The organism is Gordonia metallireducens, assembly GCF_021245825.1.
Lineage (GTDB): Bacteria > Actinomycetota > Actinomycetes > Mycobacteriales > Mycobacteriaceae > Gordonia > Gordonia namibiensis.
Genome location: NZ_JAJQJP010000057.1, coordinates 156,896 through 176,661, shown reverse-complemented (window position 1 = coordinate 176,661; position 19,766 = coordinate 156,896). Strand labels below are relative to the sequence as shown.

Genomic DNA, 19,766 nt, shown 5'->3' with positions numbered 1-19,766 from the left:
CCAACGCGAGGGGTCATTTCATGCCCGGTAGGGAATCCGTACGCCGTCAGGAGCAACACACACGTGACGTCCGCCGAACCCTCCACCAGCACCACCAACGCGGGAACCGCCGCTCCCAACCTCGGATCGCTCCGTGCGTGGCAGCGACGCGCGCTGACCAAGTACCTCACGCGCAAGCCGAAGGACTTCCTCGCGGTCGCGACGCCCGGCGCAGGCAAGACGACGTTCGGCCTGCGTGTCGCCCGCGAACTGCTCGACGACCGCACCGTCGAACAGATCACCGTCGTGGCGCCCACCGAACACCTCAAGCACCAGTGGGCCGAGGCCGCCGCACGCGTGGGCATCGCCCTGGACTCGCACTTCTCCAACTCGACCGGTCAGACGAGCTCGGACTACAACGGCGTCGTCCTCACCTATGCGCAGGTCGCCGCGCACCCGACCAAGCACCGCGTCCGCACCGAGAACCGGCGCACCCTCGTGATCCTCGACGAGATCCACCACGGCGGTGACGCCAAGTCGTGGGGTGACGCGATCCGCGAGGCCTTCGACGATGCCGAACGCCGCCTGCTGCTCACCGGTACGCCCTTCCGCTCCGACGACTCGCCGATCCCGTTCGTCGTCTACGAGGCCGAGGCCGGCGGACACCAGCGATCCAAGGCCGACCACACCTACGGCTACGCCGACGCCCTCAAGGACGGCGTCGTCCGCCCGGTCGTGTTCCTGGCGTACTCCGGTGAGGCGAGCTGGCGGACCAGCGCCGGCGAGGAGTTCACCGCGCGACTCGGCGAGCCGCTGTCGGCCGAACACACCGCTCGCGCCTGGCGCACCGCCCTCGACCCGCACGGCGACTGGATTCCGGCGGTCCTCACCGCCGCGCACACCCGACTCGGTCAGCTGCGTGCCAGCGGGATGCCCGATGCCGGTGGCCTGGTCATCGCGACCGACCAGTCGACCGCCCGCGACTACGCCGAACTGCTCACCGCCATCACCGGCAAGCAGCCGACCCTCGTCCTCTCCGACGACCCCAAGTCCTCCTCACGGATCGCCGAGTTCTCCGCGTCGAAAGACGAGTGGATGATCGCGGTGCGCATGGTGTCCGAGGGCGTCGACGTGCCGCGGCTCGCGGTCGGCGTCTACGCCACCAGCTCGTCGACCCCGCTGTTCTTCGCGCAGGCGATCGGTCGCTTCGTGCGATCGCGGCGCCCCGGCGAGACCGCCAGCGTGTTCCTGCCGTCGGTCCCCGTGCTCCTCGACCTCGCCAGTCAGATGGAGGCCCAGCGCGACCACGTCCTCGGCAAGCCGCATCGCGAGAGCGACGGTCTCGACGACCAGCTGCTCATCGACGCGAACAAGCAGAAGGACGAGCCGGGGGAGGACGAGCCGGCATTCCAGTCGCTGCACGCCGACGCCGAACTCGACCAGGTCATCTTCGACGGCGCGTCGTTCGGCACCGCCACCTTCGCCGGCAGCGACGAGGAGTCCGACTATCTCGGCCTGCCGGGGCTGCTCGACGCCGATCAGGTGCGAGCGCTGCTGCAGAAGCGCCAGGCCGAGCAGGTCGTCGCCCGGTCCACCCCGGCGGCCGAGTCCAAACCCGAGACACCGGATCCCGGTCGTGCGCCGGGCACCACGGGGGAGAACCTCCACGCGCTGCGCAAGGAACTCAACACCCTGGTCGCCATGCACCACCACCGCACCGGAAAGCCCCACGGCATGGTGCACAACGAGCTCCGCACCCGGCTGGGTGGTCCGCCGACGGCGATGGCCACCGCCGAGCAGCTGAAGGAGCGCATCGCCGCGCTGCGGACGTGGCGCTGACCGGACCCGGACACGAGAGAACCCGGCCGGATGATCCGGCCGGGTTCTTCGTCGTCTGTGGCTCGCCCGTCAGGCCATGACGAGTGTCAGACCAGCTCGCCCTCGGCCTCGACCACGGTGGCGCTGAGCTCCACCAGTCGGGCTTCGTGCTCGTTGAAGTGATGACGGCAGAAGAGAAGCTCGCCGCCCTTGGGCAGGACGGCTCGTACCTTGGCTGCGGCACCGCAACGATCACAACGATCGGCGGCGGTGAGCGGTAGGTAGATCGGGGCTGTGGTGGTGGCGATGTCAGTCATAGTTCCTCCGTCCCGGTCCGGCGCCGGTGTCCGGACGCCTTCCCTTCGAGCCGACACATCCGGGCGATGCGTCAACCTCACTCTGTCAGACGCTCGGCGGCTTCGTATTGTTCCGGCAGGTGCTATCGGTGTGTCGTCACTCACCGTTTACCTCGGGCAACAATCCGACAACGTCTCCCGAAATCAGCCATCCGGGGTCGGCGGCTGATCAGCGGACGCGTCTGACTCCACGGTACCGATCACACCGCGACCGGGCCGCCCGAGAACCCGTGGCGTGGACAACACTTGACGGAGCTCGGGTGCGTCGGGCTTGATGTGCGGATGGCGGCACCCGGATCTCCCGTTCTGACCCATCTCATCCCGGCCTCGGACTGGGCCGAGGCGCGCCATGGGACACACGTGCGGCCGCCGTCGCTCGACGATGTCGGGTTCGTGCATCTGTCGACCCCGCAGCAGGTCCACCTGCCGGCCAACCGACTGTTCGCCGGCCGTCACGACATCCTGCTACTCATCGTGGACCCGGCGCGTCTCGATGCCGAGGTGCGCTGGGAGCCGGGAGTGCCGACCGACCCGGATTCGATGCTCTTCCCGCACCTGTACGGGCCGCTGCCCGTCGACGCGGTCGTCGACGTCCGGGAGCTACGACCAGGCCCCGACAACGCCTTCGCCCCCGTCGCCGGGTGACGGCAACGGGGGCGAAGGGGAGTGCATGTCTAGTCCAGGTAATCCCGGAGAACCTGCGACCGCGACGGGTGGCGCAGCTTCGACATCGTCTTGGACTCGATCTGGCGGATGCGCTCACGCGTGACGCCGTAGACCTGACCGATCTCGTCGAGCGTGCGGGGCTGGCCGTCGGTGAGACCGAAGCGCAGACGCACGACGCCCGCCTCGCGCTCGGACAACGTCTCGAGAACCGACTGCAGCTGATCCTGCAGCAGAGTGAAGCTCACCGCGTCGACCGCGACGACTGCTTCGGAGTCCTCGATGAAGTCGCCGAGCTGGCTGTCGCCCTCGTCGCCGATGGTCTGGTCGAGTGAGATGGGCTCCCGGGCGTACTGCTGGATCTCCAGCACCTTCTCGGGGGTGATGTCCATCTCCTTGGCGAGTTCCTCGGGAGTCGGCTCGCGGCCGAGGTCCTGGAGGAGCTCACGCTGGATACGGCCCAGCTTGTTGATGACCTCGACCATGTGCACCGGGATACGGATGGTGCGGGCCTGGTCGGCCATCGCGCGGGTGATCGCCTGGCGAATCCACCACGTGGCGTAGGTCGAGAACTTGTAACCCTTTGTGTAGTCGAACTTCTCGACCGCGCGGATCAGACCGAGGTTGCCCTCCTGGATGAGATCCAGGAACGCCATGCCGCGGCCGGTGTAGCGCTTGGCGAGCGAGACGACCAGACGGAGGTTGGCCTCGAGCAGATGGTTCTTCGCACGGTTGCCGTCGCGGGAGATCCAATTCAGGTCGCGCTTCTGCGCGGTGCTGATCTTCTCGCCGGAGGCCATCATGCGACGAAGACGCTCGGTGGCGAAGAGGCCGGCCTCGATGCGCTTGGCGAGCTCGACCTCTTCCTCGGCATTGAGGAGGGCGACCTTGCCGATCTGCTTGAGGTAGGCGCGGACGCTGTCGGCCGAAGCGGTGAGCTCGGCGTCCTTGCGGGCCTGGCGGAGTGCCTCGGACTCTTCTTCGTCCCAGACGAAGTCGCCGGACTTGGCGGCGGCGTCGGTCTTGGTCGATTCCTTGGCCGCGGTCTTGGCGCCGGTAGGAGTCGCTTCGGCTTCCTCGGAGTCGTCCTCGTCGTCGGAGTCCTCGTCCTCGTCGTCGACCTCGATGTCGTCGATCTCCACGTCCTCGAGTTCGCCGTCGGCGACGTCGATGTCGTCGATCGAGTTCGGGTCCTCGGGCTCGGCGTCGGTGTCGCCGACACCCTCGGCGGAGGTGGCCTTCTTGGCTGCCTTCTTGGGGGCTGCCTTCTTGGTGGCCTTCTTCGCTGCTGCCTTCTTGGCGGGCGCTTTCTTGGCCGCGGTCTTCTTCGCAGCCTTCTTGGCGGTCCGCTTGGCCGGGGTTTCGGTCGAGGCGCTGGTCGACTGGGTTTCGTCGGCCTCGGCGTCCCCCTGGCGGGTCTTGATGGCTGCCACGTACAACCTTTCGAACTTCTCTTCTGCGGAGTCTTTGTCGGGTCTCGTGAGACGTGACACGGCAGCACGAGCCGCCGTGGACAAGGGCTTGGTTTATCGGTTCAGATGACCGGTGACGACCATTGTAACGACATCGGCTCGCCCGATGTGACAAAGCCCTGGTCAATCCAGGCGCGGCCTAGGTTTTGATGCCTTGTGAGACCGCCATCGCCGCGCCGACGATACCGGCGGTGTTCTGCAGCGTGGCGGGCACGACCGGGGTCTTGTTGGTGAGCAGCGGAATCCACTTGTCGGCCTTGCGGCTGATGCCGCCGCCGGCGATGAACAGCTTGGGCCAGAACAGCGCCTCGTAGGCCTTGAGGACGTCGGAGACCTTCTCGGTCCATTTCTCGTAGGACCAGTCCTTCTCCTCCTTGACCCGCGAGGACGCCTGATGCTCGGCCTCCTTCTTGCCGACCTGCATGTGACCCAGCTCGGTGTTGGGCACGAGGATGCCGTTGATGAGGATCGCCGAGCCGATGCCGGTGCCGAATGTCAGCAACATCACCACGCCGTCCACGCCCTTGCCCGCGCCGTAGGCGTCCTCGGCCATCCCGGCCGCGTCGGCGTCGTTGAGCACCGAGACCGCGCGACCTCCCAGGTGGCGGCTGAACAGCTCGTAGACGTCGGTGCCGATCCACGCCTTGTCGATGTTCGCCGCGGTCCGCATGATGCCGTCGGTGACCACACCCGGGAGGGTGATGCCGACCGGACCCGCCCAGTCGAAGTGGGCGACGACCTCGGCGACGGCGGCCGCGACCGCCTCCGGGGTGGCGGGCTGCGGTGTGAGCACCTTGAATCGATCGCCGACGAGTTCGCCGGAGTCGAGATCGACGATGCCGCCCTTGATCCCGGAGCCGCCGACGTCGACGCCGAACCCCAGATTCGTCGGGGTCGGTGAGCTGTCGGTGGCGGGCGTGTCGGTCATGGCGGAGTCCCCTTCCGGGCCGGCGGTGATCGACATCAGGCTATCGGCGCCCGCCGCCGCCCGCGCGGCATCCCTCCAGATGCATTGCTTCACCTCACCGGTGAGCGGTCGCGGTCGCCGATGTGCTGACATGGAACACGTGGATCAGACAATTCCGGTGGACGAACTGGCCGCCATCGCGGTGGACGTGGCGCAGGAGGCGGCCGCGCACGTGCGACGCCGCCGACCCGAATTGTTCGGTGCGACACCGCAGCCGCCGGATTCGACGGTCAGCCCGGTGTCGACCAAGTCGACGGAAACCGATCCGGTCACCGTCGCCGACACCGAGACCGAACGCCTGATCCGTCAGCTGCTGCACGAGGCGCGGCCCGCCGACGAGGTCCTGGGGGAGGAGCACGGCGGGAGTCGTGCCGTCCCGTCCGGTGTGCGCTGGGTGGTCGACCCCATCGACGGCACGGTCAATTTCATGTACGGCGTCCCCGCCTACGCCGTGTCGCTGGCGGCGCAGGTCGACGGCCGCTCGGTCGCGGGCGTCGTCGTCGACGTCGCGCGTGAGGTGGTCTACGGGGCCACCCAGGGCGGCGGTGCCTGGGTCGCCGACGGTGACGGACCTCGTGTGCCGCTGCGCTGCAATCCCGTCGACCGTGCGGAACTCGCGCTCGTGGCAACGGGTTTCGGTTACGCCGCCGACCGTCGGCGAGCGCAGGGCCGGATCGTCGCCGAGCTGCTCCCGAAGGTGCGCGACATCCGACGGATCGGTGCCGCGGCCCTCGACCTGTGCATGGTGGCCTCCGGTGCGGTCGACGCCCATTACGAACACGGCCTGAGTCCCTGGGACTGGGCTGCGGGCGGACTCATCGCCGCCGAGGCGGGTGCGGTCGTGGTGACCCCGCCGCCGGACTCGCGGGCGGACGAGGGGCACATCACGGTGGCCGTCGCGCCGGGTATCGCCGACGAGTTCCTGGGACTGCTCGACGGGCTGGGGGCGCGGGAACCGCTGGTCTAGAAGGCACTCAGCACGGCGCCGAGTGGACCGCCTTCACCAGTGCGGGATCGGCGCCGGTCTCGGGGTTCGTGGGATCGGCCGATCGCAGCGCCTCGAGTGCCGCCTGTGCGTCCTGGGAGAGCTCACCACCCGAGTGGTAGGTGCCGAGTGCGACGTCGACCGCGGTGCCCCGGCGTCCGTCGTCGACGAGCTGCGCGCACGGGAACGCCAGCCAGGCGGCTGCGGCGGAGGCACGGCCCGCGGGACCGAACCGGATCTGCGCGACGCAGTCGAGATCCCGGTTGACGTAGACGGGATCATCGGCGAACGGGGTGTCGGTGGCCGGGGTGAAGCCCTGTGTGGCGAGGTCCTCGGACACCGACCGGGCCGCGCCCCGTTCCTCGGATGCGTTGAGGACACGGACCTGGAAGGTCGACAGCGCGGCGGGCGCGACCTCCAGCATCTCGTCGCGGGGGACCGGGGAGAGGGCCGGCGGCTCCGCCGGCTCCGGTGCGCCGGCCTCGGTGGCGGTCGCCGGGGACGGTTGATTGCAGGCGGTGGGGACCGATTCGCTGTCGTCGCTGCCGAGCACGACCGCCCAGACGATCACGCCGAGGACCATGAGGACCACCACCGTGATGATCGCCGGGGCATACCGGCGGCGCGGGTACGGGCGGCCCTGTTCGTCGGTCGGGTAGCCGGTCGTAATCTTCGAGACCACCGTGGAACGACTCCTCACTGGGCGAACTTCGCGAGCGGTTGTACTTCACCGGGAACGACGCCCCGCGCGATCTCCGCAACACTCTAGAGGGTCGACCGCGCCGCGGGCGCGAGCCTCGCCGCCGGTGCCGTGTCGTGACCCCGACTACGGGCCCGACCTGCGTCAAACGCCAGATTTCGGACAAGTTCGCGTTGCCACATTGACGATTGACTGGCCGTGGTCTATTCTTCGGGCGCCCGCGCTTCCAGACTCGGGGTGCAGCCGAAATCGAACCGTGACCGAAGTCACACAATACGACGGATTCTCGGGAACGAATTGTGCTCGAGCCGGTGTTGTAGTGACCCCACCGGCTAGACAATCCCGGCGGAGTCGTGCGCACCACCCCTGGGTGACGGCCACAAGCCGGAACCGAGAGCGCCCCCTCACACTCTCAACAAGTAAGGCACACAATGGCTACTGATTACGACGCGCCACGACGCACCGAGGCCGAGGACCTCAACGAAGACTCGCTCGAGGAGCTGAAGGCCCGTCGGAGCGAGGCGCAGTCCGCAGCCGTCGACGTCGACGAGACCGAGACCGCGGAGTCCTTCGAACTGCCCGGTGCCGACCTCTCCGGTGAAGAACTGTCGGTCCGGGTCATCCCGAAGCAGGCCGACGAATTCACTTGTACCAGCTGCTTTCTCGTCTACCACCGCAGCCGGTTGGCCGAGGAGAACGGCAACTCGCTGATCTGCGTCGACTGCGCATGAGGTCCGCGGGTCACCCGCGGATGCGCACGACGAATCCCTGACGCACGGGTAACCGACGGGCAGGGCATGACGAAGAAGGGGCCGCGCCATCAGGCGCGGCCCCTTCGTCTGTCTCCGGTGGTGCCCCCGGCGCCGTCAGGCGGTCGCCGCCGGGCGGTCCGCTGCGGCATCCGGGATGTCGAGGGCCGCCAACAGCTCGCCCGGTCGTCGGGTGGACACCAGCCAGTAGGGGGTCGGGTCGTCGGGATCGTCGAGGACGATGAGGACCATGGTCTTCACCCAGAAGCGGTGCACCAGGTACGCGGCAGGGTCGAGCTGACGGCCGAGCGCGGCGCTCTTGGCCGTCGCCGGGATCGACGCGCCGCGGGCGACGACGGACCGCGGCAGCAGCGCGCGATGCGCCTGCAATTCGCGGTCGGCGGTCACCCGGACGCGGGTGCGGCTCATCGACCACAGCACCAGGACACAGAGGATCGCGGTGACGACGTAACCGATCACGCTCCACCGGCTGCCGTGGGCGGACAACTGGATCTCGTAGCCCACCACGCCGGTCAGGACGGCGGCGGCCGGCCACCACCACCACGGCACGTGCAGACGCTCGTCGAAGAGGTCCGCGGATCCGGAGTCGCGGCGCGTCGCCGGAGTCCCCGACGTGCCGCCGGTGTTGTCAGGCGATTGAGGTGCGGTCACGTTGACCAGCGTAGTCTGCGTGCGTGACCCCAGATCTCCCCCCTCTGCCGCCCATCGCGGTACGTCGACTCGATCCCGATCTGCCGTTGCCCACCCGAGCTCATCCCGGGGATGCGGGTGTGGACCTGTGCTCGACGATCGACCTGGAACTGCCCGCGGGACGCCGTCAACTGGTCGGCACCGGGATCGCCATCGCGCTGCCGTTCGGCACCGTGGGTCTGATCCATCCGCGCTCCGGGCTGGCCGCCCGCGCCGGACTGTCCATCGTCAACACGCCCGGCACGATCGACGCGGGATATCGCGGGGAGATCAAGGTCTGCCTGATCAATCTCGACCCCGAACAGTCCATCACCATCTCGCGCGGCGACCGGATCGCACAGCTGATCGTGCAGCGCGTCGAACTGCCCGACTTCGTCGAGGTCGACGAACTCGACGACACCAGCCGCGGCGACGGCGGATACGGGTCCAGCGGCGGCCACGCGATCCTGGGCTGAGCACGACACGCCGGGCGTCGTCTGCCCCCGCGTCGATTAATCTTCAACACGAATGCGGATCAACGAGGAGTAGGCGATGACGAATAACGGTTCGGACGAACTGCGGGTCGGACAAGCACTGGGCCCCTACGACATCGACGCCCTCGCGACGGAGATCAGCGAGCTGGAGAACTCCCACCTCGACCTCGGCTCGGTGCTCGTGCCGGTGGTCGAGGGCGGGCAGGTGACCGTCGAGATGTCGGAGACCCACCAGCCCCAGAACGTCTACCTGGTCACCCCGATCGGTCGGATCTCGGTGAGTGCCTTCGCAGCACCCAAGTCGCCCGGGATGTGGCGTGAGGTGGTCCGCGAACTGGCCGAGTCACTGCGCGACGGTGGCGCCTCGACCAGCATCGAGGACGGCCACTGGGGCCGCGAGGTCGTGGCCGAGGTCGAAGGCGGTACGCACCGCTTCATCGGCGTCGACGGCCCCCGCTGGCTGGTGCGCTGTGTCGGCAGCGGACCGTCGGAGAGCGCCGAGGACCTCGCACGCCTGAGTCGGGCCGTGCTGGCCGAGACCGTCGTACGTCGCGGATCCGAGCCGCACCCGCCGCGCGAACCCCTCCCGATCGTGCTGCCGCCGGTGCTCGCCGACCAGGTCGCCGCCGCGCAGCAGCAGATCTTCGCCGAGGAGGAGGCCGGGGCACCGGCCGAGGCGCCCACCCAAGAGGTTCCGGCCGCCGACGATCCGGAAGGGGTCGCCGGGGGAGCGCTGGACCAGGTGGCACACGCCACCGTCTACGGCGAGAACTCCTACACCGAGGCTCCGGCCGAGGGCGGGCCGGGCGAACACGACCCGTCGGTCACCGCCGACCCGGACCCCGAGGACGACGCGCCGCTGCCGCCGTCGTCGGGCTCGGCGATGCAGCGCTTCTTCCGTCGTCGCTGACCTGGCGGCGGCGCTTACCGCCTCGACAGGCGTGTGTACGCGTCGACGCAGCTCTCGCCGAGCAGACCGGGGTCACGGCCCCATCCTTCGAGGGTGACCTCGACCAGCGCCGACACCGGAGCCGCTCCCTGCCACACGCGGGCAACGGCGATGGGGTGGATCGGGTCGTCGGGCGCCGCGACGAGTGCCAGTGGCACCGTGAGCCCCGCGATCTGGGCAGGTGTCGGGGCGCAGTAGCGTGCCGCGTCGCGCAGCTGGCCGATGACCTCGGGATACAGCCTGCGCCAGGATCGGGAGAGTTCTTCGGCCAGCCAGTCCGGACTGCTCGCCGCCATCTCGGCGACCGTCGTCTCCAGTCCGTTCCGTTCCATCGCGTCGGCAGTGGCCCGCGCGCTGGCCGCGGCGAGCGCGGAGTCGGCGTCGCCGCTCCAGGCCGGCAGCGCCGCGAACACCCCTGCACAGCGTCCGCGACTGTCGGCGAGGGCCCACTCGAGTGCGATCGCGGCGCCGATCGACACCCCGCCGACCAGAACCCGGTCGTGTTCGGCCGCAGCGCGCTCGAGGCCCCGACGATGTCCGTCGACCAGCTCCGACGTCGGCTCGAGCGCCACCAGCTCCACACCGAGCGTCGCGGCCGCGTGACCGAAGGCACGTGTGACGTGGTCGGCATCCGAGCCTGTTCCGGGAATCACCACCAGCGCGGTGGCCGTTCGTGTTTGCGGACTGTCCACGACGGGCATCAATTGTTCATCCGGATGCGGGGCACCCCGAGATCATCCCTTAGGGTGTCCCGGGACCGCGGGTGCGCCCCGGTCATCCACGTTGTCACCGGCGGGTGCCGGGTCTACGCTGGCGGACAGCCACCGATCATTCGTTCGGTGGCCACGGACGCTGCGGCGGAAGCCCCGGTGCCCGGCTGAAATCCATTGGGAGGTTGGGATGCCCACAGCTGGTTATCTCAAGCGACTGACCCGCCGACTCACCGAAGACCTCGGGGATGTCGACGCGGAACGAATCGCCGAGGAGTCGAAGGCGACGGGCGCACAACGCGCGTCGGACTGCACCCGCGGCGAGGAGGTCACCATGCACGGCGAGCTGCGTGCGGTGGAGACCTGTTCACGCTCGGCCAAGGCCGGGGTCAAGGCAGAGTTCTTCGACGGCTCCGACATCGTCATGTTGAAGTGGCTGGGCCGCAATCGCATCGCCGGTATCGAACCCGGCCGAAAGGTGACCGTGCGGGGCCGACTCGCCCTGCAAGACGGTCACAAGGTGATCTTCAACCCCTATTACGAGCTGCAGGGCAGCGACGACGAGTGACACCCACGAGTGACACCGGAAGGTCGGACGACGAGTCGGCCGACCAGGACGTCGAACCGAGCCCGCGCCCCGAGCCGACCCCCACGGTGCTGGAACAGATCGGCGGCGTGTCCGGCCTGATCTACTCGACGGTCCCGGTCGTCGTGTTCGTGCCGGTCAACTCGTTCTTCGGCCTCACGGCCGCCATCATCGCCGCGCTCACCGCCGCGGCCCTCGTCTTCGTGATTCGGCTCGTCTGCCGCGAGGGACTCACCCCGGCGATCTCCGGCCTTCTCGGCGTGGCCATCTGCGTCTTCATCGCCAACCGGGTGGGAGACGCCAAGGGATACTTCCTCTTCGGCATCTGGACCACCCTCGCCTACGCGATCGCGTTCGTGATCTCCATCGTCGTGCGCTGGCCGCTGATCGGCGTCGCCTGGCACCTCGTGAACGGGCAGGGGACCGCCTGGCGCAAACACCGTCGGACGTTGCGCGCCTACGACATCGCCACCGCCCTGTGGGCCCTGGTGTTCGCGGCGCGGTATCTCGCCCAGTCGGAGCTCTACGACCTCGGTGCCACCGGCTGGCTCGCCTTCACGCGGATCGCGATGGGCTGGCCGCTGACCGCCCTGGCCGTGCTCGCCACGGTCCTGCTCGTCCGCCGCGCGGTGCGCGAGGAAGAGGCCGTCGGCGCCTGATTCTCAGCGGGTGATCTTCATGGCGTCGTAGAGGGCCGGTTCGGCCTCCGACGGGGCGATGAAGATCAGCTCGTCGCCGCCCTCGATCGGGTCGTCGCTCTGCGGCACGATGACACGCCCGCCCCGCAGGATCGTGACCAGGGCCACGTCGCGCGGCAGTTCGAGCTTGCGTACCGGCTTGCCTGCCATCGGTGTGTTCGACGGCAGGGTGAGCTCTACCAGGTTCGCCTGCCCCTGACGAAAGGTCATGAGGCGGACCAGGTCACCCACCGACACCGCCTCCTCGACGAGGGAGGCCAGCAGACGCGGCGTCGACACCGCGACATCGACGCCCCAGTCCTCGCCGAAGAGCCATTCGTTACGGGGGTCGTTGACCCGCGCGACGACGCGGTTGATCGCGAACTCGGTCTTGGCCAACAGGCTCACGACCAGGTTGGCCTTGTCGTCGCCGGTCGCCGCGACCATCACGTCGAAGGTCTGCAACTGTGCGTCTTCGAGTTTCGCGAGTTCGCAGGCATCGGCGAGGATCCATTTCGCGCCCGTCACCGAGTCGGGATCGATGTGGTCGGCCTTGCGCTCGAAGAGTGTGACGTCGTGCGAGTTGACCAGGAGTTCGCGGGCGATCGAGCGCCCGACCGCGCCGGCTCCGGCGATGGCGACCTTCACAGGATGACTCCTCGGTGTTCGGGGCTCTGGGCGTGCGGCTTCGGGGTGTTCAGGACTCGGCCTGGGTGAACGGTTCCGCGGCGACGCGGCGGGCGTTGACCAGGTTGTCGAGCAGCACCGCACCGTAGATCACGTCGTCCTGCTGGAGAACGGTCTTGGCCTCCGGCAGGACCGGCCGCCCGACCCGGTTGAGGAATGCGACCCGCGCCCCGGTCTGTTCCTGGAACTTGCCGACCGACACCCCGATCCACGACTCGTCGACGTCGATCTCGGCGACCGCGAGGGTGCCCGACGGGTCACGCCACTCCGTGGTCGCGGTCTCGCCGAGCGCGGAGACGAAACGTTCCGTCGTCCACGGCACGGTGGCGACGGTCGGGATACCCAGCCGCTCGTACACCTCGGCGCGCTTGGCGTCGTAGATGCGGGCGACGACGCGCTCGACGTCGAAGGTCTCCCGGGCGACACGGGCGGCGATGATGTTGGAGTTGTCGCCGGACGAGACCGCGGCGAAGGCGTCGGCGTGCTCGATCCCGGACTTGACGAGGATGTCCCGGTCGAAGCCCACACCGGTGATCGTGCGGCCCGCGAAGTCGGCGGACAGCCGGGCGAACGCGGACGGGTCCCGGTCGATGATCGCGACGTCGTGTCCGCGTTTCTGCATCGCCATCGCGAGCGACGATCCGACCCGCCCGCAACCCATGATGACTACCTGCACGACATTCCTCTCCTGATGCGACCTGCGTGCCGCGAGTCGAACCTACCCGCCACGACGCGGACGCTCTAGGGTTGCCTGGTGTCCACCGTCTCCAAGGTGTCCGTTGCGACGAAGCGCCTCCTGCTCGGCAGGCCCTTCCGCAGCGACAAGCTGGGCCACACTCTGCTCCCCAAACGGATCGCCCTCCCGGTCTTCGCCTCCGACGCCATGAGCTCGGTGGCGTATGCGCCCCAGGAGATCTTCCTGGTCCTGTCGGTGGCCGGTATCACCGCGCTCGCCTTCACCCCGTGGGTCGCCGTCGCCGTCGCGGTGGTCCTCGCGGTGGTGGTCGCGAGCTATCGGCAGAACGTGCACGCATATCCGTCGGGTGGTGGCGATTACGAGGTCGCCACCGTCAACCTGGGACCCAACGCCGGCCTGACGGTCGGCAGCGCGCTCCTCGTCGACTACGTGCTGACGGTCGCGGTGTCGGTGACCTCGGCGGCGGAGAACATCGGTTCGGCCGTCCCGTTCGTCAGCGAACACAAGGTCTGGTTCTGCGTCGGCGCCATCGTGCTCATCGCCGCGGTGAACCTGCGCGGCATCAAGGAATCCGGTGCGCTGCTGGCTATCCCGACCTACGCCTTCATCGTCGGTGTGCTGGGCATGCTCGTGTGGGGGTTCACCGAGATCTTCGTGTTCGGCGAGGAGATCCGCTCGGAGACCGCCGACTTCGGTATCGCCGCCGAACAGGACAACCTCACCGGCCTGGCGCTGGTCTTCCTCGTCGCCCGCTCGTTCTCCTCGGGCTGCGCGGCGCTGACCGGGGTCGAGGCCATCAGCAACGGTGTTCCCGCGTTCCGGAAACCCAAGTCACGCAACGCCGCGACCACCCTGCTGATGCTCGGCGCGTTCTCGATCACCCTGCTCCTGGGCATCGTTCTGCTCGCGCAGGAGATCGGCGCCAAGTACGTGATGAACCCGGCGACGGACCTCGTCGGCGCCCCCGAGGGCTACCAGCAGAAGGCGATGATCGCGCAGCTCGCCCACGCGGTCTTCGACGCGTTCCCGGCCGGTTTCTTCTTCGTCGCGATCGTGACCGCGCTGATCCTGTTGCTGGCCGCCAACACCGCGTTCAACGGTTTCCCGGTGCTGGGATCGGTGCTGGCGCAGGATCGCTACCTGCCGCGGCAGTTGCACACACGTGGCGACCGACTCGCGTTCTCCAACGGCATCCTGTTCCTGGCGGCCGCGGCCATCATCTTCGTCGTCGCATTCGACGCCCAGGTCACCTCGCTCATCCAGCTCTACATTGTCGGCGTGTTCGTCTCGTTCACCCTGAGCCAGACCGGCATGGTGCGGCACTGGACGCGCCTGCTGCGCACCGAGTCCGACCCCAGCGCACGCCGCCGGATGATGCAGTCGCGGGTGGTGAACTCGGTCGGACTGGTCATGACCGCGACGGTCCTGGTGGTGGTGCTGATCACGAAGTTCACCGCGGGAGCGTGGATCGCGGTGCTGGCGATGGTCGCGCTCTTCGTGGTGATGAAGCTGATCCATCACCACTACGCCTCGGTGCAGCGCGAACTCGACGAGGCCGAGGCCGACGACGAGGGAGTGCTCCCGAGCCGAACCCATTCGATCGTGCTGGTGTCGAGCCTGCACATGGCCTCGCGTCGCGCTCTGCGGTATGCGCGGGCGACGCGACCGGACGTCCTCGAGGCGATCACCGTCAACGTCGACGACCGCGACACCCGGAAGCTGGTGTCCCAGTGGGAGGCCAGCGACATCACGATCCCGCTCAAGGTCATCGCCTCCCCGTACCGCGAGATCACCCGGCCGGTCATCGAATACGTCCGACGCGTCCGCCGGGAGTCCCCACGCGACGTGGTGACGGTGTTCATCCCCGAATACGTCGTCGGACACTGGTGGGAGCAGATCCTGCACAACCAGTCCGCGCTGCGGCTCAAGGGACGTCTGCTGTTCGAGCCCGGGGTGATGGTGACCTCGGTGCCCTGGCAGCTCACGTCGTCGGACCGCCGCAAGGAGACCAAGAGGTACTGGGCGCCGGGCGAGACCCGCCGCGCCCTGGGCGAATCGGAGCGCACACTGTGACACCCCCGGCAACGACGCGGCGCGTCGAGGTCACCGTCGATCGTCCCGCCAACGGTGGGGAGGCGGTCGGACGTGCCGACGGCCGGGTCCTGTTCGTGCGCGGTGCGATTCCCGGTGAGCGCGTGGTCGCCGAGATCACCGACGACCGTCACGACACGTACTGGCGTGCCGACGCCGTCGAGATCCTCGACGAGTCCCCGCACCGGGTTCCGGTGGTGTGCCCGGCGGCGGCCGGGGGAGCGGGATGCTGCGACCTCGGGCACATCGAGCCCGCGCACGCGCGCGAACTGAAGAAGGCCGTGCTGCTCGACGTCCTGAGCCGGGTCGGCCACCTCGACGAGGAGACGGTCGCCGGCACCGACCTCGCGACGCGCGGGGTCGACCGCCTGCCCGGCGCCGACACGGGCTGGCGCATCCGGACCCGGCTGGCCGTCGACGGGCGGGGGCGCGCCGGGCAGCACGCCTTCCGCGGTTCCGCGGTCATCCACGACATCTGCGTGCAGCCGGCGCCGGGGATGGTCGACGACCTCGCCGGCCGCAGCTTCACCCCGCACGCCGAACTGGCCGTGGTCCTCGACGCCGAAGGCACCCGCCACATCACCGAGCTCGCACCCGTCGCCGAGGTCCGGCACGGCGATGCCCGCCGCCAGGCCCAGAAGAACCGCCGACGCCGCTCTCGACCCCGCGCACAGGTGGTCGTCGAGGGCGCCGAGTCCGCGGTCCACCGCGTCGGGAACCGGTCGTGGGACATCCCGGTGACCGGGTTCTGGCAGGCGCACCGCGCCGCGCCGCAGACCTACGCCGATACCGTCGTGGGCTTCGTCGGCGACCACCTCGGAGCCGGCCCGCGGGTCGCGTGGGACCTCTACGGTGGCGCCGGGGTGTTCGCCGGCGCACTCCTCGACCACTACGGGACGGGCCTCGAGGAGGTTCACATCGTCGACTCCGACGCGGGCGCGCTGGCGGCCGCGACGCGCACCTTCGACGCCGACGGCGATCGCGTGGTCACCCATCAGGGAGAGGTGGCCGCCCGCGTGCACGACCTCGGAGAGGCGCCCGACGTCGTCGTCCTCGACCCGCCGCGCACCGGCGCCGGCGAGCGGGTGATCGACGCGATCACCGCCGCGAAACCGGCCGTGGTGGTGCACGTCGGTTGTGATGCCGCCCGTTTCGCACGTGATCTCGGTCTCTTCACCCGCGCCGGATATCGCGTGGCCCAGGTGCGTGGCTTCGACGCTTTCCCGCTCACGCACCATGTCGAGGCCATCGCGTGCCTCGTTCCGGCCTGAACCACACCCGCCGAGCGAGGTCGTCGACCATCCGCGGGGCATGGTCGTACCGAATGCTTCCGTAGACTGACGGGTTATGAGCCGGGGGTTTTCTCCCGGAAATGTGAACCGGGTTCCCCGGGGCGTCACGTGATGGAGGAAACGATGGTTGTGCTCGACCGGATCAACTCGCCGGCCGATCTGCGGTCTCTGTCGGAAGCCGAGATGGAGACGCTCGCCTCCGAGATCCGGACGTTCCTGGTCGAGAAGGTGGCGGCGACCGGCGGTCATCTCGGACCCAATCTCGGTGTGGTCGAACTGACCCTCGGAATCCACCGTGTCTTCGACTCGCCGCACGATCCGATCCTCTTCGACACCGGCCACCAGTGCTACGTCCACAAGATCGTGACCGGCCGCAAAGACGGCTTCGATCACCTGCGCCAGCGCGGCGGCCTCACCGGCTACCAGGAGCGGGCCGAATCCGAACACGACTGGGTCGAGTCCTCGCACGCCTCGGCTGCTCTGTCCTACGCCGACGGACTGGCCAAGTCCTTCGAGCTGACCGGCCAGAAGGATCGCACCGTGGTCGCGGTTGTCGGCGACGGCGCCCTCACCGGCGGCATGTGCTGGGAGGCGATCAACAACATCGCAGCCTGCAACCGGCCCGTGGTCATCGTCGTCAACGACAACGGCCGGTCCTATGCCCCGACCATCGGCGGCCTCGCCAGCCACCTGTCCGGTCTGCGTCTGCAGCCCGGCTACGAGAAGTTCCTCGACGAGAGTCGCCGCGTCGTCAAGCAGATGCCCGTGGTCGGCGAACCCGCCTACGCGGTCCTGCACGGCATGAAGAGTGGTCTCAAGGACCTGCTGGCACCCCAGGCGATGTTCACCGACCTCGGCCTGAAGTACGTCGGCCCCGTCGACGGCCACGACATCAGCGCCGTCGAGTCGGCCCTGCGGCACGCCCACGATTTCGGCGGACCGGTCATCGTGCACACCGTCACGCGCAAGGGCATGGGGTATGCCCACGCCGAGAACCACGTCGCGGACCAGATGCACGCCACCGGCATCATCGACCCCGTGACCGGGCGGCCCACCAGCGTCGCACCGCAGGACTGGACCAAGGTCTTCTCGGCCGCGCTGCTCGACGCCGGCGCCAACCGCCCGGACGTCGTCGCGATCACCGCGGCCATGCCCGGCCCCACTGGACTCACGCCGTTCGGCGAGCGCTACCCGGACCGCATGTTCGACGTCGGTATCGCCGAACAGCATGCGATGACCTCGGCGGCCGGCCTCGCGCTCGGCGGCCTGCACCCGGTCGTCGCCATCTACTCGACCTTCCTCAACCGCGCCTTCGACCAGCTCCTGATGGACGTCGCACTGCTGAAGCAGCCGGTGACCCTCGTCCTGGACCGGTCGGGGATCACCGGACCCGACGGCCCCAGTCACCACGGCATGTGGGACCTGTCACTCACGGCGATGGTCCCCGGTCTTCGGGTCGCCGCGCCGCGTGACGCGGTCCGGTTGCGCGAGGAGTTCGACGAGGCACTCGGCATCGACGACGGTCCGACCGCCCTCCGTTTCTCCAAAGGTGCTGTGCCCGAGGACATCCGCGCGGTCGAACGACTCGACGACGGGGTCGACGTGCTGCACCGCGGCGATCGCGACCTCGGCCCGGTGTCCGGTGACGTGCTCATCGTCGCGGTCGGCGCCTTCTGCAGCCTCGCAGTCGACACCGCCGAACGCCTCGCGCAGCAGGGCATCGACGCCACCGTCGTCGACCCGCGCTGGGTGCTGCCGGTGCCGACCTCGGTGGTCGAGGTCGCGCGTCGTCACCGCCTGGTCGTCACCCTCGAGGACGGCTGCGTCAGCGGCGGCGTGGGATCGGCTGTCGCCGGGGCGCTCTCGGCGGCCGAGGTACCGGTCCCGGTGCAGATCAAGGGAATTCCGCAGGCGTTCATCGAACATGCCTCGCGCGGAGAGATTCTCGGCGACCTCGGCCTGACCGCGCAGGATCTCGCCCGTTCGATCACCGCGACGGTGTCGGGGATGCAGGCCGGTCCGGCACTGGAACGCCACATCGAGAATCCCGCGGATCCCGCGCAGAGTCGCGCCGAGGACTGACGCCAGGGGTACGCGTGGTCGGGCAGGCGCCGCCGACGGTGGGTGTCGAGGAGGAGTTCGTGCTCGTCGACCGCGAGACGGCGCAACCGGTCGCACGCAATCGTGAGGTCGCCGCGGCCGCCTCGGCGCGCGGACTCGACCTCACCTTGGAACTCACCTCATGCCAGGTCGAGATCGCCACGCCCACTTCGGACTCCGCCGTTGATCGGCGACCATCTGCGGCGGTTACGCGGGATCGTCGCGGCGGCCGCCGACGACGTGGGCGCCGACGTCATCGCGTGCGGGCTCCCGCCACGGGTGCCCGGGTCGTTCCCGGTGACCGACACCCCGCGCTATCGCGCGATGGCCGAACGCTACGGGATGCTCGCGCACGAACAGGGCATCAACGGCTGCCACGTCCACGTCGGAGTACCCGACCGGGACACCGCGGTGGCGGTGTGCAACTGGCTGCGTCCGTGGCTGCCCGCGCTGCTCGCGCTGTCGGCCAACTCCGCGATCTACCGCGACGCCGACACCGGTCACGCGAGCTGGCGGTCGGTGTTGTGGTCGCGATGGCCTGCGGCGGGCCCGCCGCCGCACGTGCGGTCGGCGGCTCATCTCGCCGAGCTGGTGGAGTTGCTGGTGGCGACCGGCGCGATCCTCGACCCGCACATGCTCTACTGGGACGCCCGGCCCTCGGACCACCTGCCGACGGTGGAGGTCCGCGTCGGTGACGTGCAGACCCGGGTGGACGAGAGCGCGACCTTCGCCACGATCGTCCGCGCCGCGGTGATGACCGCCCTCGACGACCTGGCCCGCGGAGCCGAATCCGCTTCGGCGACAATCGATCCGCTGCTCCTCACGGCCGCTTACTGGAAAGCCGCCCACGACGGTCTCGACGGCGACGCGCTCGACCCGGTTACCGGGGTGCGGATGCCGGCCCGATCCCGCGTCTCCCAGCTCGTCACCGTGATCGCGCCCTCGCTGGAGCGGTTGGGGGAGCGCGACGTGGTCGACGCGGCGTTGCAGCGCACGTGGAACGAGGGCAACGGCGCGTCACGTCAGCGGCGGATCTATCGAGAGACGCATTCCTCGCATGCGGTCACCCGCGCGGCGACGCTGCGTCACGACACCGCAGCCTGA

General features: G+C 69.1%; 19 protein-coding genes and 1 pseudogene. 12 read left to right on the top strand and 8 right to left on the bottom strand.

Annotation, left to right across the window (positions count from 1 at the left end; genetic code table 11):
• The first annotated feature begins 63 nt into the window (after positions 1-63).
• Complete coding sequence (locus LQD00_RS22185) at positions 64-1,818, top strand: DEAD/DEAH box helicase (protein ID WP_232719437.1); 1,755 nt, start codon at positions 64-66, stop codon at positions 1,816-1,818.
• 86 nt (positions 1,819-1,904) lie between these two features.
• Here LQD00_RS22185 and LQD00_RS22180 read toward each other — a convergent pair whose 3' ends face one another.
• Positions 1,905-2,114 (bottom strand): DUF7455 domain-containing protein, encoded by a 210-nt coding sequence (locus LQD00_RS22180; RefSeq protein WP_005197291.1) that lies wholly within the window; start codon positions 2,112-2,114, stop codon positions 1,905-1,907.
• A 321-nt stretch (positions 2,115-2,435) separates the two neighbouring features.
• On the opposite strand from LQD00_RS22180, the gene LQD00_RS22175 reads away from it, so the two are divergent.
• Complete coding sequence (locus LQD00_RS22175) at positions 2,436-2,798, top strand: DUF952 domain-containing protein (RefSeq protein ID WP_232719436.1); 363 nt, start codon at positions 2,436-2,438, stop codon at positions 2,796-2,798.
• Positions 2,799-2,827: 29 nt separating this feature from the next.
• On the opposite strand, the gene LQD00_RS22170 is transcribed toward LQD00_RS22175, so the two are convergent.
• Positions 2,828-4,309: an RNA polymerase sigma factor gene (locus LQD00_RS22170; RefSeq protein ID WP_308196040.1), complete on the bottom strand. Its 1,482-nt coding sequence runs from the start codon at positions 4,307-4,309 to the stop codon at positions 2,828-2,830.
• A 118-nt stretch (positions 4,310-4,427) separates the two neighbouring features.
• The gene (gene ppgK, locus LQD00_RS22165) at positions 4,428-5,216 is read right to left on the bottom strand and encodes a polyphosphate--glucose phosphotransferase (protein WP_232719434.1); all 789 of its coding nucleotides are present in this window, start codon (positions 5,214-5,216) and stop codon (positions 4,428-4,430) included.
• 130 nt (positions 5,217-5,346) lie between these two features.
• Between ppgK and LQD00_RS22160 the strand changes: the two genes are divergently transcribed.
• Positions 5,347-6,222, top strand: coding sequence for an inositol monophosphatase family protein (locus LQD00_RS22160; protein ID WP_232719433.1), 876 nt, complete (start codon positions 5,347-5,349; stop codon positions 6,220-6,222).
• Between the two features lie 7 nt (positions 6,223-6,229).
• Here the strand turns inward: LQD00_RS22160 and cei are convergent, their stop codons facing one another.
• Positions 6,230-6,922 (bottom strand): envelope integrity protein Cei, encoded by a 693-nt coding sequence (gene cei, locus LQD00_RS22155; protein ID WP_232719432.1) that lies wholly within the window; start codon positions 6,920-6,922, stop codon positions 6,230-6,232.
• 449 nt (positions 6,923-7,371) lie between these two features.
• On the opposite strand from cei, the gene LQD00_RS22150 reads away from it, so the two are divergent.
• Positions 7,372-7,671 carry a DUF4193 domain-containing protein gene (locus LQD00_RS22150; protein ID WP_006866420.1) on the top strand — a complete coding sequence of 100 codons (300 nt, stop codon included), beginning with the start codon at positions 7,372-7,374 and terminating at the stop codon, positions 7,669-7,671.
• 135 nt (positions 7,672-7,806) lie between these two features.
• Here the strand turns inward: LQD00_RS22150 and LQD00_RS22145 are convergent, their stop codons facing one another.
• The gene (locus LQD00_RS22145; RefSeq protein ID WP_232719431.1) at positions 7,807-8,361 is read right to left on the bottom strand and encodes a DUF3093 domain-containing protein; all 555 of its coding nucleotides are present in this window, start codon (positions 8,359-8,361) and stop codon (positions 7,807-7,809) included.
• A 23-nt stretch (positions 8,362-8,384) separates the two neighbouring features.
• On the opposite strand from LQD00_RS22145, the gene dut reads away from it, so the two are divergent.
• Both dut and LQD00_RS22135 read left to right on the top strand, forming a co-directional pair.
• Positions 8,385-8,855, top strand: a complete 471-nt coding sequence (gene dut, locus LQD00_RS22140; RefSeq protein ID WP_232719430.1) for a dUTP diphosphatase — start codon at positions 8,385-8,387, stop codon at positions 8,853-8,855.
• Positions 8,856-8,931: 76 nt separating this feature from the next.
• Complete coding sequence (locus tag LQD00_RS22135) at positions 8,932-9,783, top strand: DUF3710 domain-containing protein (RefSeq protein WP_232719429.1); 852 nt, start codon at positions 8,932-8,934, stop codon at positions 9,781-9,783.
• A gap of 14 nt (positions 9,784-9,797) precedes the next feature.
• On the opposite strand, the gene LQD00_RS22130 is transcribed toward LQD00_RS22135, so the two are convergent.
• The gene (locus LQD00_RS22130) at positions 9,798-10,523 is read right to left on the bottom strand and encodes an alpha/beta hydrolase (RefSeq protein WP_232719428.1); all 726 of its coding nucleotides are present in this window, start codon (positions 10,521-10,523) and stop codon (positions 9,798-9,800) included.
• Positions 10,524-10,722: 199 nt separating this feature from the next.
• On the opposite strand from LQD00_RS22130, the gene LQD00_RS22125 reads away from it, so the two are divergent.
• Both LQD00_RS22125 and LQD00_RS22120 read left to right on the top strand, forming a co-directional pair.
• Entirely contained in the window at positions 10,723-11,100 is a 378-nt protein-coding gene (locus tag LQD00_RS22125) for an OB-fold nucleic acid binding domain-containing protein (RefSeq protein ID WP_232719427.1), read from the top strand.
• Positions 11,097-11,777: a DUF3159 domain-containing protein gene (locus LQD00_RS22120; RefSeq protein ID WP_232719426.1), complete on the top strand. Its 681-nt coding sequence runs from the start codon at positions 11,097-11,099 to the stop codon at positions 11,775-11,777. The genes LQD00_RS22125 and LQD00_RS22120 overlap by 4 nt, the downstream gene beginning before the upstream one ends.
• A 3-nt stretch (positions 11,778-11,780) precedes the next feature.
• Here LQD00_RS22120 and LQD00_RS22115 read toward each other — a convergent pair whose 3' ends face one another.
• Both LQD00_RS22115 and LQD00_RS22110 read right to left on the bottom strand, forming a co-directional pair.
• Positions 11,781-12,443, bottom strand: a complete 663-nt coding sequence (locus LQD00_RS22115) for a potassium channel family protein (protein WP_232719425.1) — start codon at positions 12,441-12,443, stop codon at positions 11,781-11,783.
• A gap of 49 nt (positions 12,444-12,492) precedes the next feature.
• Positions 12,493-13,158 (bottom strand): potassium channel family protein, encoded by a 666-nt coding sequence (locus tag LQD00_RS22110; RefSeq protein ID WP_232719424.1) that lies wholly within the window; start codon positions 13,156-13,158, stop codon positions 12,493-12,495.
• Positions 13,159-13,236: 78 nt separating this feature from the next.
• On the opposite strand from LQD00_RS22110, the gene LQD00_RS22105 reads away from it, so the two are divergent.
• The 4 genes and pseudogenes from LQD00_RS22105 to LQD00_RS22090 all read left to right on the top strand — a co-directional run bounded on the left by LQD00_RS22105 (position 13,237) and on the right by LQD00_RS22090 (position 19,766).
• Positions 13,237-15,252: an APC family permease gene (locus tag LQD00_RS22105; protein ID WP_232719423.1), complete on the top strand. Its 2,016-nt coding sequence runs from the start codon at positions 13,237-13,239 to the stop codon at positions 15,250-15,252.
• Positions 15,249-16,541 carry a class I SAM-dependent RNA methyltransferase gene (locus LQD00_RS22100; protein ID WP_232719422.1) on the top strand — a complete coding sequence of 431 codons (1,293 nt, stop codon included), beginning with the start codon at positions 15,249-15,251 and terminating at the stop codon, positions 16,539-16,541. The genes LQD00_RS22105 and LQD00_RS22100 overlap by 4 nt, the downstream gene beginning before the upstream one ends.
• A gap of 144 nt (positions 16,542-16,685) precedes the next feature.
• Positions 16,686-18,644, top strand: coding sequence for a 1-deoxy-D-xylulose-5-phosphate synthase (dxs, locus tag LQD00_RS22095; protein ID WP_232719421.1), 1,959 nt, complete (start codon positions 16,686-16,688; stop codon positions 18,642-18,644).
• Positions 18,645-18,658: 14 nt separating this feature from the next.
• Positions 18,659-19,766 (top strand): annotated as a pseudogene (locus LQD00_RS22090) (carboxylate-amine ligase).

Bases quoted from the DNA above. Each gene is read 5' to 3' on its own strand.
- LQD00_RS22125 (WP_232719427.1), top strand. From the start codon at position 10,723: ATGCCCACAGCTGGTTATCTCAAGCGACTGACCCGCCGACTCACCGAA.
- LQD00_RS22135 (WP_232719429.1), top strand. From the start codon at position 8,932: ATGACGAATAACGGTTCGGACGAACTGCGGGTCGGACAAGCACTGGGC.
- LQD00_RS22175 (WP_232719436.1), top strand. From the start codon at position 2,436: ATGGCGGCACCCGGATCTCCCGTTCTGACCCATCTCATCCCGGCCTCG.
- LQD00_RS22130 (WP_232719428.1), bottom strand. From the start codon at position 10,523: ATGCCCGTCGTGGACAGTCCGCAAACACGAACGGCCACCGCGCTGGTG.
- LQD00_RS22180 (WP_005197291.1), bottom strand. From the start codon at position 2,114: ATGACTGACATCGCCACCACCACAGCCCCGATCTACCTACCGCTCACC.
- LQD00_RS22160 (WP_232719433.1), top strand. From the start codon at position 5,347: ATGGAACACGTGGATCAGACAATTCCGGTGGACGAACTGGCCGCCATC.
- ppgK (WP_232719434.1), bottom strand. From the start codon at position 5,216: ATGACCGACACGCCCGCCACCGACAGCTCACCGACCCCGACGAATCTG.
- LQD00_RS22150 (WP_006866420.1), top strand. From the start codon at position 7,372: ATGGCTACTGATTACGACGCGCCACGACGCACCGAGGCCGAGGACCTC.
- dxs (WP_232719421.1), top strand. From the start codon at position 16,686: ATGGTTGTGCTCGACCGGATCAACTCGCCGGCCGATCTGCGGTCTCTG.